This is a genomic window from Sphingobacterium sp. NPDC055431, from assembly GCF_053644255.1.
The window spans coordinates 76,012-88,503 of record NZ_JBSHLH010000003.1 but is presented as its reverse complement, the minus strand read 5'-3'; the positions used below and the strand labels follow the sequence as shown (position 1 = coordinate 88,503).

Annotated in this window: 10 protein-coding genes; 1 reads left to right on the top strand and 9 read right to left on the bottom strand. The window is 41.2% G+C overall.

The features are described from left to right. Window positions 1–36: 36 nt before the first annotated feature. The 4 genes from ACWIB3_RS04935 to ACWIB3_RS04920 all read right to left on the bottom strand — a co-directional run bounded on the left by ACWIB3_RS04935 (window position 37) and on the right by ACWIB3_RS04920 (window position 7,137). Window positions 37–1,548: an NAD(P)H-hydrate dehydratase gene (locus tag ACWIB3_RS04935; protein WP_454291051.1), complete on the bottom strand. Its 1,512-nt coding sequence runs from the start codon at window positions 1,546–1,548 to the stop codon at window positions 37–39. 60 nt (window positions 1,549–1,608) lie between these two features. After that, a complete protein-coding gene (locus tag ACWIB3_RS04930; RefSeq protein ID WP_454291050.1) occupies window positions 1,609–3,873 on the bottom strand; it encodes a prolyl oligopeptidase family serine peptidase in 2,265 nt (754 codons plus the stop codon). A gap of 64 nt (window positions 3,874–3,937) precedes the next feature. Continuing rightward, a complete protein-coding gene (locus tag ACWIB3_RS04925) occupies window positions 3,938–6,445 on the bottom strand; it encodes an ABC transporter permease (protein ID WP_454291123.1) in 2,508 nt (835 codons plus the stop codon). A 20-nt stretch (window positions 6,446–6,465) separates the two neighbouring features. Beyond that, entirely contained in the window at window positions 6,466–7,137 is a 672-nt protein-coding gene (locus tag ACWIB3_RS04920) for an ABC transporter ATP-binding protein (RefSeq protein WP_185213618.1), read from the bottom strand. A gap of 41 nt (window positions 7,138–7,178) precedes the next feature. Here ACWIB3_RS04920 and ACWIB3_RS04915 point away from each other — a divergent pair, with 41 nt between their 5' ends. Then, a complete protein-coding gene (locus tag ACWIB3_RS04915) occupies window positions 7,179–7,865 on the top strand; it encodes an arylesterase (protein ID WP_254528304.1) in 687 nt (228 codons plus the stop codon). 576 nt (window positions 7,866–8,441) lie between these two features. On the opposite strand, the gene ACWIB3_RS04910 is transcribed toward ACWIB3_RS04915, so the two are convergent. The 5 genes from ACWIB3_RS04910 to ACWIB3_RS04890 all read right to left on the bottom strand — a co-directional run bounded on the left by ACWIB3_RS04910 (window position 8,442) and on the right by ACWIB3_RS04890 (window position 12,457). After that, window positions 8,442–8,891: a hypothetical protein gene (locus ACWIB3_RS04910; protein WP_454291049.1), complete on the bottom strand. Its 450-nt coding sequence runs from the start codon at window positions 8,889–8,891 to the stop codon at window positions 8,442–8,444. 227 nt (window positions 8,892–9,118) lie between these two features. Further along, window positions 9,119–9,865, bottom strand: coding sequence for a phosphate ABC transporter ATP-binding protein PstB (gene pstB, locus ACWIB3_RS04905; protein ID WP_185213615.1), 747 nt, complete (start codon window positions 9,863–9,865; stop codon window positions 9,119–9,121). Continuing rightward, window positions 9,855–10,712, bottom strand: coding sequence for a phosphate ABC transporter permease PstA (pstA, locus tag ACWIB3_RS04900; protein ID WP_185213614.1), 858 nt, complete (start codon window positions 10,710–10,712; stop codon window positions 9,855–9,857). The genes pstB and pstA overlap by 11 nt, the downstream gene beginning before the upstream one ends. After that, window positions 10,702–11,592, bottom strand: coding sequence for a phosphate ABC transporter permease subunit PstC (gene pstC, locus ACWIB3_RS04895; RefSeq protein WP_185213613.1), 891 nt, complete (start codon window positions 11,590–11,592; stop codon window positions 10,702–10,704). Before pstC ends, pstA begins: the two co-directional genes overlap by 11 nt. Continuing rightward, window positions 11,582–12,457 carry a PstS family phosphate ABC transporter substrate-binding protein gene (locus ACWIB3_RS04890; protein WP_185213612.1) on the bottom strand — a complete coding sequence of 292 codons (876 nt, stop codon included), beginning with the start codon at window positions 12,455–12,457 and terminating at the stop codon, window positions 11,582–11,584. The genes pstC and ACWIB3_RS04890 overlap by 11 nt, the downstream gene beginning before the upstream one ends. Between the last annotated feature and the right edge of the window lie 35 nt (window positions 12,458–12,492).

Below are 12,492 nucleotides of genomic sequence, written 5' to 3'. Positions count from 1 at the left end.
AGCCTCTAGTCCAATGCTATCATTTGAATTTCATATTTACTCGCTTTCATTCAAGAGATTCATAAAGGCAGAGGCCAAATGATCGATCAGATCAGATGCAATCAAACTGGTCTCACCTACCCAATCTTTCGCAAAATCACCTGCAGAACCATGAATATAAACCCCGAGAACAGCTGCATCTAAGGCATTATAACCTTGGGCAAGTAAACTACTGATAATACCGGTCAATACATCACCAGTTCCTCCAGTTGCCATACCAGGATTACCGGTAGAATTGAAATAAACCTCAGCAGCAGGATTCACAATAGCCGTGTTTGCTCCTTTGATGACCAAAATCACTTGGTTTTCACTGCAAAATGCTTTCACTTTATCCAATTTCTCCAAATCATTCTCCCATTCCCCAATCAAGCGTCTTAATTCCTTAGGGTGCGGGGTCAGAATAGTATTAATAGGTAGGTGCTTTAACAGATGTTCATTTTCAGCGATGATGTTTAGGGCATCCGCATCCAAAACCATTTTACTGTCCTCAGCAAGTGATTGCAACCATATTCCAAAACCGCGAACGGTTTCTTCATCCTTTCCCATCCCAATACCAACCCCATATGCAGAAAACTCACCCTGAACTTGGAAGTCAACTAACTTTTCTTCCGATGAATCCAATAAGACCATAGCTTCTGGAAAACCGATCTGCAAAACATTGTAGCCACATTTCGGGATATAAGCAGTTACCAGACCGCAACCAGATTTTAGGGCAGCCTTTGTAGCCATTAAAACTGCTCCCATTTTCCCTAAACTTCCTCCAACAATTGCTACATGCCCAAAGGTACCCTTATGCGAATACCTTGACCTGGAACGCAATAAGATATCAAGCATTCCTACTTCAACATAGCGATTTGATGTACTTTGCTTCAGGATAGAATTCTCATCCAAGCCGATGTCCAGGACTTCGAATTCTCCTACAAAAATGGAATTCTGAGGAAGTAACAGTGCCAATTTAGGAAACTGGAAGGTGTAGACCTTGCTGGCACGGACAATAAGGTCTTCAAATTGACCAACAGCATCCAGCATTAAGCCAGAGGGCATATCAACCGATATTATCCTGCCTTGAAAATCATTCATCTGTTCAATGACTCCTCGCCATTCATCAGAAAGAGTTGCATTCAATCCATACCCAAATAAACAGTCTATTAAAAACCCTTCTATGGGAAGATCGAGGTCATCATCTAAATCGAAATACTGTATGTTGTCCAATTTATCTTGGTTCAACTGATTGTCGGCCGTATAATGATCCGACTTCAATAACCGAACTTCTACATCGTAGCCTGAATCCATCAATTGCCTCGCAATAGCTAATCCATCACCACCATTATTGCCCTTTCCACAAACGATGGCAATGGGCAGTTCCTTGATGACATCAAAATAATCATCCAAGATTGCCGTGCTGACTATGCTAGAAGCACGCTCCATGAGTTCCCAAGAATTGATCCCTTCATTTTGGATGGTTTCCTGGTCTACAATTTTCAACTGATCAGCGTTTAGGATTTTCATAACCGAATAAAATAAGTATAGCTCCTAAATTTAGGAGCTATACGCTTATATAACAACAGATTAATTTAAATGTTTGTGGAAAAAGCCCATCATGGCTTTATAGAATTCTATCTGATTTTCCTCTTTTCCAAACCCATGACCTTCATCATACTTCACCATATAAGGTACATCAACACCCTTTTCACGCAAAGCCTTTACAATTTGATCCGCCTCCGCAATTTTCACCCTCGGGTCATTCGCTCCCTGAACCACAAATAATGGGGCCTTTATTTTATCTACATGGAATATTGGAGAAACTTCTTTAGCAATTTCCGCTTCTTTTGGATCATCAAGATCATACCAAACCTGGTAGAGCATTTCTTTATAAGGTTTCCAATATTCTGGAATGGAATTCATTAAGGTAAAGATATTGGACACCCCGACATAATCAACTCCCGCTTTATATAGATCCGGTGTCTTGGTCAGTCCTCTTAATACGGCATATCCTCCATGCGAACCACCATAGATAGCCACATTATCCTTATCAATCTGGCCCTGATCAATGACGTATTTAATACCATCTTCCACATCATCCATAGCTTTTCTACCAATTTCCTTGAAACCGGCCTTTAAAAAATCCTTACCGTAGCCTCCTGACACCCGGAAGTTGACTTGCAATGTCGCAAATCCATGAGCAGCAAATAATTGTGCTTCCGGATTGAATCCCCAACTATCACGAACTCCTTGTGGCCCTCCATGTGGATTGACGATCAATGGAACTTTCTTTCCATCCAAGGCTTCTTTAGGTAAGGTTAGATAACCGTGCAATGTCAGCCCATCCCTTGATTTAAAAGAAATCGGACGCATCTCAGCCATATCTGCTTCCTTCAATTGCGGCATCAGATCATAAAGTAAAGTGATCTTTTTAGTTCCGGCATCTAAATGGTAGTATTTTCCGTACAGCTTATCGCTCTGCACAACCACTAAATATTGATCCTCCTTATCTGTCTTCCCAACTATGGAATATTCATAATTCGGGAATTCCTTCTGGAACAGGGAATAGATCCCTTTGAAAGTTTCACTCTTGGGTTCAATCTCCACTTTCTCTCCCTCATAACCCACATAGTCCAACTCCCAATTTCTATTCCTGGATAGCCCTAGTATGGTAGCATCATAATCTGGATTGGAATACACTTCCATGATCAACTTTTTCTGACCTAGATCATACAGGACGATCCTAGCCTTGTCCGAATCCAAATTAGTTAACACATAGGCCTCGTCTGGATTTTTAGAGGCATAATTAAACGACAATACTGAAAAAGTATCATACCATTTCGTTGTGCCAAACAATTCAAACTCCGTTTTTCCCTGAGGTTTATAGAAAAATTGGGTATTTACTCCATTTTGCATCTTGGCATAGCCGCGTAAGTTTCCATCTTTATCAAATTCATAACCTACAATAGCATTCTCAGGATCCGTATTGGTAAAAAGCTTTTCCATTTCACCGGTCTGCACATTGACCTTGTACGGTTCAAAAACTTGCTTGTTATCCTTGTTCATTTGGATAATGATTACATCCTTTTGCTCCTTCAGCATATTCAGGATTCCCGCTTGAACGCCTTCAAATGGTGTAAGGTCAATATTCTTCGTACCATCAATATTGACAGCATACAGATGGTAATTCTCATTTCCTCCTTGATCCATAATGTAGACCAAACGTTCATCATTCACCCAGCCCATACCACGGATCAATTCATCTTTCTCTTCTATCGCTCTGACCACTTTACCAGTAGCGACCTCCTTTACCATTACATGGCGTTTGTTGTTGGCGTCTTTTTCGCGATAAGAGATGTATTTTCCATTCGGCGACAAGGCAAAACTAGAGGATTTTGGTTTGGCAAAATAATCTTCTACCTTGTACTTGTAATTACCATTCCCCAGTTCTATCAATTTCGCCAATTCAGCGTCTGTTGAAACTAAACTTGGATCTCCGGGTTTGCTGATCTTGGTCTTAGCCAATTTCAATGGAAATTCCATTCCTGATTGCTTAAATATTCCTTCGAGATATTCCCCTTTAAGTTCTCCTTCATAGGATAAAGCTGGTTGCTCCATCGCCAGATTAAGCTTATTGTTCTCGAACTTTACGGTCGACATGGGCAATCCTGATGCTCCTTGAGCAGGGACATCCATGGTTGCCGCTAAATTTCCGTCTTTGTCACTGATGTGAAAGATTAACTCCATTTTGGCCCCTTGGACCTCAAGTTCTCCCTTCCAATCACCAGCAACCTGAGCTTTAGTACTTATCATACCCAAAAGTACAAACAGCATTGTGAATAATTTTTTCATAATCTAAATTCAATTTGTTAGTGTATAAATTTAACATATTGTTACAATATTTTCGATAAATACCTTATTCTTTTCGCAAAGCTTCTAAAGGAGAACGATTGATGACTGATAAGCTGTTGATCAATCCGATCAGAACAGTCAATCCCACAATCAGCACCAACAACAAAGCGATCATACCAATAGATGGCACAAATACACTTTCAAAAACAAAAATAGCTAATAAATAACTCGCCAGAAGTGAAATTATTATACCCGTTAAGGCAGAAAGCAATCCTAAAAACAGGTACTCACTGATGGTAATGAGATAGATCTGCTTTCTGCTTGCGCCTAATGTACGCAAAAGCACATTTTCGCGAATCCGCTGAAACTTGCTGATCCGCACCGAAGATATCAAAACGATGATTCCTGTCAGGATACTGAAAGCCCCCATAAATTGGATGATAAACCCAATTTTATCTAGAATTTCCTGCAGTACAGTTAAAACAGCATTCATATCGATTACGGAAACATTCGGGAAATTATTGACGATCTTCTGTTGAAATTTACTGGATTCTATTTCTGTAGGCACCTTAGTCATCATCAGATAAAACTGGGGTGCTTGATCGATGCTTCCCTTAGCAAAGACAACCCTAAAATTAGATTGGAAGCGATTCCAATCTACTTGTCTGATGCTACTGACCTTTGCAGGAATGATCAATCCCTGAACATTGAAAGACAACCTATCTCCAATCTTTACCTTGATGTTATCGGCATAATTCTGGTCCAAAGAAACCGAAGCGGTATCCTTATTTCCCACAACCCCTACCCATTTACCAGAAATAATGCTTTCCGTTTTGGTCAAAGAATCGCGATAGGTCGCACGGATTTCCCCGCGAAACGCTCTTGAAGAAACTTCACTGCTGGTATCTGCAACCACATCCTTTAAAGTCACGCCATTGACACTCTGCAATTGCATGGTAACAACAGGTACTGCTTCTAATATGGGATAGCCCTCCTCTTTCGCCATTTTAGAAAGCGATTCATGCTGCGAAGGTTGAATATCAAACATCAGCATATTGGCCTGACTCTGTTCTGAAGAGATTTTCACCCGATTGATCAATAGATCCTGCACCAAAAACATGGTAGAGATCAGAGCCGTTCCCAGACCGATGGATATCATCAAGATCACCGTTTGGTTATTAGGGCGGTAAAGATTGGACAAGCCCTGCCGCCAGAGATAAGGCCATCCCTTCGGAAAGAATTTCCTGATAAGATATGTGAAAGCCTTTGCTACACCGTAAAGCAATAAAAAGGTAATACCTACTCCTGCAACAAAAACTAAAGTCTGTATCCAATCTGCCATTTGAAGCCTGGCAAATCCGGTAATAAAGATCAAGATCAAAAGGTACACCCACCAGCTCATCTTATCCTTAAACATGCTTTCCTCTTTATCTGAAATCCGAATAGAGTTCAGCGGAGAAATATTTCGTACGGCCAATAGTGGCAACAGCGCAAATAAAACTGCTATAACGACACCTAAACCAATGCCTTCTAAGATGGCAAGCCAGGACACACCAGTCGTCAAGCTCACTGGTATGACATCTTGCATGACCACGGGAATTAAATATTGGATCAAGGAGCCTAAAACTGCTCCAATGATACCTCCGATTAGCCCTATACCTGCAAATTGAACCAAAAAGATATAAAAGGCCTGCTTCGCTGTTGTACCCAAACATCTCAACACAGCAACAGAAAGCAGTTTTTCGCGAACATAGATCTGAACGGAACTTGATACGCCAATACAGCCTAGCAACAGGGCCACAAATCCTACCAATTCCATGAAGCTAGCCATGTCGGCAAAAGACCTACCGGTATTTTCTTTTGTAGTCTGTATGGTTGATGCCCTCAACTGCAGCTCCTCAATCTTTTTATCTAATTTTTCAACCTCCTTATCAACAGCAAATCCTTTAGGCAATTTAAAATAATAATGGTATTCAATTCGACTTCCCTGCTGTTGCAGGCCCGAATTCTTCAATTGGGCAATCGGTACAAAAACCGAAGGTGCCATGGCTCCTGCTATAGCAGCCTGTCCAGGCTGGGAAAGCACATTCCCTAAGATTGGATAACTGTTGTTCCCAAGTTGGACGGAATCATTTACCACAGCGTTAAATTGCAACAAAAGTGAATTCTCCACATATACCCCGGCCTTGGTACCAAAATCCCGATAGCTGTCGGAAGGATTAGTTTCCACTTCACCATAAAAAGGATAATGACCTTCAATGGCACGTACTTGCACCAATCTGGAGCCCTCCGCCTTTGGAAAACGGATCATGGACATAAATCTTTCTTCCTTGGCAAAATCCTCACTCATACCCTTAAGGGAATCAATAAATTTCATGGCTTCTGCAGAAGGCTCCCTGCGGCTTTCCAGTTCCAGATCCGCACCGATCAATTCCGCAGCTTGCGAATCAATGTCCTTTCTCAGATTTTCATTAAAGGAATTCATTGCAACCAAGGCCGCTATCCCCAATATAATGGAAGATATAAAGAGGAATAACCGCGATCTATTTTTCCGGCTATCCCGCCATGCCATTAAGAGTATCCAGCGCCAATTCATTGGATCCTTCCTCCCTTAATTGGAATTATCTTTTGTGTTTTGGCCGCTAGGTCCAGATCATGGGTCACGATAACCAAAGTAGTCCCAGATTCTTTATTCAACTGAAACAACATGTCTTCAATGATCGCGCTGGTTTCTGCATCCAGGTTTCCAGTGGGTTCGTCTGCAAATAATATCTTAGGTTTATTGGCAAATGCCCGCGCCAAGGAAACCCGTTGTTGTTCACCACCCGATAGCTGGGAAGGGTAATGGTCTGCACGAGAAGATAGACCTACCTTGTCCAACAGTTCCAAAGCATCCTTTTGTTTATTCTTCATTCCCCGCAATTCCATCGGAACCAATACATTTTCCAATGCTGTAAGCGTAGGCAACAATTGGAAATTTTGGAATACAAAACCAACATGTTCATTTCTTACCTGAGCCAATTTATCCTCGCTCAGCCCGGTTAATTTTATTCCATTTAGGAGGATATCCCCTTCCGAACTTTGGTCCAGACCCGCGCACAAACCTAACAAGGTGGTCTTGCCGCTGCCTGAGGGTCCCACAATAGAAACGGTGGAACCTTCTTCTATTTCAAAATTGATATCATTTAAGACTGGGATTTTATGGTCTCCAATTTGGTAATTCTTGAAGACATGCTGAACTTGTAGGATCATAGTAGATGACATATCTAATAAATTTATATATTATTTTTAATTAAATTAGCCTTATGAATCACATCAAATCTATAATATCAGCCGTTTCCGTTGTTTTTTTACTTGCATCTTGCAATAACTCCAACCCACAGCAGAAATCTCCATCATCTTCTGATAGTACAACGCTCGATACGACCAAAACAGAAAGCAGCAAGCGCATCCTGTTTTTCGGCAATAGTTTGACAGCAGGATTAGGGTTAGATGATCAGTCGGAAGCATTTCCGGCCTTGATACAAGGCAAAATTGACTCTTTGAATTTAGGGTATACCTGTATAAATGCAGGTCTGAGCGGCGAAACTTCAGCCGGTGGAAAAGATAGGGTTGATTGGTTATTGAAAGATAAGATTGATGTATTCGTCCTTGAATTAGGTGCCAATGATGGACTACGTGGGATCTCACCAGATGCCACTTACCAAAACCTAAACGAAATTGTTAACAAAGTCAAAAAAGCATATCCAGATTGCAAGCTTGTTCTTGCAGGGATGATGGTTCCGCCAAGCATGGGTGATCAATATTTCAAGGATTTCGCAGCAATATTCCCGAAACTGGCCAAAGAGCAGAATATGACCTTAGTACCTTTCCTATTGGACAAAGTTGCCGGAATCCAAACCCTGAACCAAGGTGATGGCGTACATCCCACTAAGGAAGGACAACAAATCTTAGCAGAAAACGTCTGGGCGCATTTAAAAGGTATATTATAGGGTATATGGGCAAAGAGCATAAGTTATCCATGATCTTGGCCCATCTTCTAATCCTCGTTGGGTGAGTGGCGTCGAAGGGCATCCTGGGTCAACATAGCCTACAGTTCCTGCACCTTCGGTGCAGAATGACAGCATCTTTTAAAAAAAAGCCTACAGATTCTTCACTGATCGTTCAGAATAGCAGTGTGCTAAAGAAACTTCCTGCGGAACCTTAGATCTTGGTCAATCCGGTGGGTGAGCCTGTCGAACCCCCATCCGAAGCCTGAGTTGCGTCGAAGGGGATCCTGGGTCAACATAGCCTACAGTTCCTGCACCTTCGGTGCAGAATGACAGCATCTTTTAAAAAAAACAGTCTACAGATTCTTCACTGATCGTTCAGAATAGCAGTGCGCTAAAGAAACTTCCTGCGGATCCTTAGATCTTGGTCAATCCACCCATCCTTTCCATCCTGGTTTATTCCCAGATCTTGGTCAATCCCCCCATCCTTCCCATCCTGGTTCAAAAAAAGGATTCCCTTTCGGAAATCCTTAACTAAAAAATTTAAAAAACAACTAAAATTCTTGAATGCAACAACCCTTATTTAAGAAAGACTTGTTGGTGTAATTGGTTGATATCGATATCAGGGAACTGTCTATCAAAATCAATTGACATATCCATCGAATCAATTTGGCCATCGCCATTGGAATCCCAATCCATTGAAACATAATATTTAATGGAATCTCCTTCTTGTACTTCTGGTTTGATCAATGTTAAATGGTCCATTGGGATTTCAAAATCCACGGTAAAGGGCACTTGTGCTGCCTCAAAGTCTACTTCATCTATCATGGTAGCTGATACATCGGCTACATTTGCTGGTACGGCAAATAATTTCACTTTTCCTTTGCTATTCTGAAGGACAGAATCTTGTTGACCTACAAACTCCACGGTCAACAATTGAGGCCCTTTTACGGCTTCACCAGATCCCTTAAGTCCGCAACTGCTCAGGAACAAAGCACAAAGGCCACAAAAAACGATTAATTTTCTCATAACTTAATTATTTTAACGGTTAAATATAGTTTAAATTCTAATAACTCAAAGAAAGTTTTAATAGTTTAACAAAAACCTAACATAAATGTTTTTAGCATAATATTAATAAGGATTTGAAGATGAGGGAGGTAACCTAAAATAAGAGAACCTTGTTTTACCGAAGTAATCTCAAGGTTCTCACAAGGATAATATAATATATAAACGGAACGGAAAAATATCTCTTTTGATTAGCCAAACTGGCCAGTAATGTAATTTGCGGTAACTTCGTTCAGCGGATTTCCAAATATTTGCTGGGTCAAGCCCTCTTCTTTTACCTCTCCTAAATACATAAAGACTGTTTTATCAGCAATACGCTGCGCCTGTTGCATATTATGGGTAACAATAACGATCGTGTATTTCTCTTTCAGGTGCATGATCAGCTCTTCGATTTTCAAGGTACTCACAGGATCCAGAGCCGAACAGGGCTCATCCATCAAAATAACTTCAGGTCTCAGGGCAACCGCACGTGCTATACATAAACGCTGTTGCTGACCACCAGATAAACGGGTAGCAGGCATTTTCAAATCGTTCTTTACCTCTTCCCATAGGAATGCCTCACGCAAAGCCTTTTCAATGATAGCTTTATCATGTGGTAAATTGTTGATCTTTAAGCCATAAGCGATATTCTCATAGATACTCTTCGGAAATGGATTGGCTTTTTGGAAAACCATGCCAATTCGCTTTCTGATTTCCGTAACAGGAACGGATTTGGAATAAAGATCAAGATCCTCCAACTTCAAGGAGCCTGTTATTTTGGCATCTGCTGAAAGGTCATGCATTCTATTGAAAGAACGCAACAACGTACTCTTTCCGCATCCTGAGGGTCCAATCAAGGCTGTAATTTCATTTTCTGCAAACTCCACGTTCACATTATTCAGCACATGCTTGGTACCGAAACTGATGTTTAGATTTTCTGCGGATAACTTAGTTTTCATTTTTTCTGTACTTATAACGAATATAAAATGCGGTCAGGTTTAGTAAGAACACAACAATGATTAATACGAGAGCCGTACCATAAGCGATCGGACGGACTTCATCGATGGATTGATGCTGTGTTGACAACATATATAAGTGATATGGCAAGGCCATAAATTCTTGATTGATAAATGCACTGGTACCATTGATGTAAAATGCGGCACCTGTAAATAGTATGGGAGCTGTTTCTCCGGCTGCCCGTGACAATGTCAGTACAACACCTGTCAAAATCCCTGACATGGCTGATGGAATGATCACATCTTTAATGGTCTCAAATTTTGTTGCTCCAACCGCTAACGCTGCTTCTCGGGTTGAATTCGGGATTCGCATCAGTGCTTCCTCCGTTGTCGTAATGATATACGGTAAGGACAGGAGCCCTAAGGTTAAGCCGGCAGCAATTAATGATGTTCCAAAATGCATGGCCTGTACAAATAATGCCAATCCAAAAAGCCCATAGATTATGGAAGGTACCCCAGAAAGGTTACGGATGGAAGCACGAATGGTCCTGGTCAACCAGCTATCCTCTGCATATTCTTGGAGATAGATGGCACAGGCAACGCCAAATGGAATGGAAAACAATGCCGTAATCAAAGTAAGCAAAACGGTTCCAATGATAGGCGTCAGGATCCCTCCTTTGGTCATTCCATCGGATGGAACTTTAGAAACAAATTCCCAAGAAAGTTGACTAGAACCTTTGGAAACAATTTCCCAAATCACAACCACCAGAAAAAAACACACCAATAAGGTACTGGTCAATAAAGTACCCCACTCAATGATACTTGATAATCTATGTGTTCTACGCTGCATGATATTTTCTGAATCGGTTAATAAAATACTCGCCCAACATATTTGCCGCTAATGTCATGATGAACAATACGGTTGCAATGGCATATAGTGCGAAATAATGTGTTGTTTGATATGGAACTTCACCCATTTCAATAGCGATGGTCGCTGTCATGGTTTTTACGGAGTCAAACATACTTGTCGGTAAGATGGATGCATTTCCGGTCGCCATCAATACGGTCATGGTTTCACCGATTGCACGGCCAACCCCTAGCATCACCGCAGCAATAATACCCGGCGCCGCTGCTGGAATCACAACTTTACAAAGTGTTTGCCATTTAGTCGCCCCTACTCCATAACTTGCTTCCTTATATGTCTTTGGAACAGCATGGATGGCATCTTCAGCGACCGTAATGATTGTTGGCAAAGCCATTACAGCCAACAATATGGCGCCATTCAAGGCATTTAAGCCATTTGAAAGATCAGCTAAGCTCGCAATCCCTGGGCTTACCACCACAATACCTAAGAAACCGATCACCACGGAAGGAATTGCAGCAAGCATTTCAATCGCCGGTTTCAAAAAATTCTTCAACCTCGGACTTGCATATTCTGCAATAAATGCAGCTGTTCCAATCCCTAAGGGAATAGCGATCAACATCGCCCCGAAGGTGACGATCGTGGTACTAATGATTAATGGAAGCATCCCGTATTTAGGATTCTTCCCGGTAGGGTTCCACTCCATCCCTGTAATAAAATCCAAGGGTCTGACATCCAAGAAAAATGAAAAGGAATTGTAAATCAACATGGCTAATATTCCGCCCAGTAAAGCCAGTACCAAAAATCCTGTGGCCTTGAAAACGAATTTGAAAAAAACGTCCAAGGATAATCTTGCTCTATATTTCATTTTTTTGATTTTCTAAGATATAATAACCATGGTCTTCAATTAATATTCTTCCCGCAGGGCTGCGTTCGAAATTGATAAATGGGCGAACCTTTTCCCAAGATTTTGCCAGGATAAATTGGTACAGCGGTCTTTGGAAGAAGTATGTACCATTATTGATCGCATCCTGATCCAATGGTGAAATTGAATGGCTGGTTTTATCCTTTTTGATCTTTAGTATTTTTATGCCTTGCGCTTCTTGCGGATCTGGAGAAACATAACCCGCTCCTACATAACCAATCCCAGTCTTATCCGCCTTGACGCCCTCGATAATCTGGGCATTCCCAGTCATCTCCTTTGCCGTGTTGGCAAATTCAATCTTCAGTTTCTTTTTTACAAAGGAATGCGTACCAGAGCTGCTCTGACGACCATAAATGTTGACCGGAGAATTGATTGCATTAACCTCCGACCAATTTTTAATGCTTCCATCCATAATTTTCGCCAAGGTTTCTACATCAATGGAATCAATTGGCAAATCCTTATGAACAATAAAGGCTGTTGCATCCTCGGCAAAAACAACCGTTTTGATATCGATGTTCTTATCTTGGAATTGCTGAACCTCCTCCTCGGAAAGTGGCCTCGAGGAATTGGCAATGTCTGCCTGTCCATTCATCAAAGAAGTGATCCCTAATCCCGATCCACCACCAGAAATGGCAATGCTGAAAGTCGGGTCCAACTTGGTGAATTTCTCAGCCAAATTGACCGCCAAATTTACTTCCGTATCAGACCCCTTCATCTTGATGGAATTGGAATTATTACTACATGAATAGAAAAACGTAGTACCTAACAAAGTTAGGATTGGAAAAAAGCGAATTATACTATTTCTCATCCCCACAAAAATGAAGATTAAGAATTAACAAATTA

Coding starts and splice junctions, on each gene's coding strand:
- ACWIB3_RS04935 (WP_454291051.1), bottom strand. CDS start 1,548: ATGAAAATCCTAAACGCTGATCAGTTGAAAATTGTAGACCAGGAAACC.
- ACWIB3_RS04930 (WP_454291050.1), bottom strand. CDS start 3,873: ATGAAAAAATTATTCACAATGCTGTTTGTACTTTTGGGTATGATAAGT.
- ACWIB3_RS04925 (WP_454291123.1), bottom strand. CDS start 6,445: ATGGCATGGCGGGATAGCCGGAAAAATAGATCGCGGTTATTCCTCTTT.
- ACWIB3_RS04920 (WP_185213618.1), bottom strand. CDS start 7,137: ATGTCATCTACTATGATCCTACAAGTTCAGCATGTCTTCAAGAATTAC.
- ACWIB3_RS04915 (WP_254528304.1), top strand. CDS start 7,179: ATGAATCACATCAAATCTATAATATCAGCCGTTTCCGTTGTTTTTTTA.
- ACWIB3_RS04910 (WP_454291049.1), bottom strand. CDS start 8,891: ATGAGAAAATTAATCGTTTTTTGTGGCCTTTGTGCTTTGTTCCTGAGC.
- pstB (WP_185213615.1), bottom strand. CDS start 9,865: ATGAAAACTAAGTTATCCGCAGAAAATCTAAACATCAGTTTCGGTACC.
- pstA (WP_185213614.1), bottom strand. CDS start 10,712: ATGCAGCGTAGAACACATAGATTATCAAGTATCATTGAGTGGGGTACT.
- pstC (WP_185213613.1), bottom strand. CDS start 11,592: ATGAAATATAGAGCAAGATTATCCTTGGACGTTTTTTTCAAATTCGTT.
- ACWIB3_RS04890 (WP_185213612.1), bottom strand. CDS start 12,457: ATGAGAAATAGTATAATTCGCTTTTTTCCAATCCTAACTTTGTTAGGT.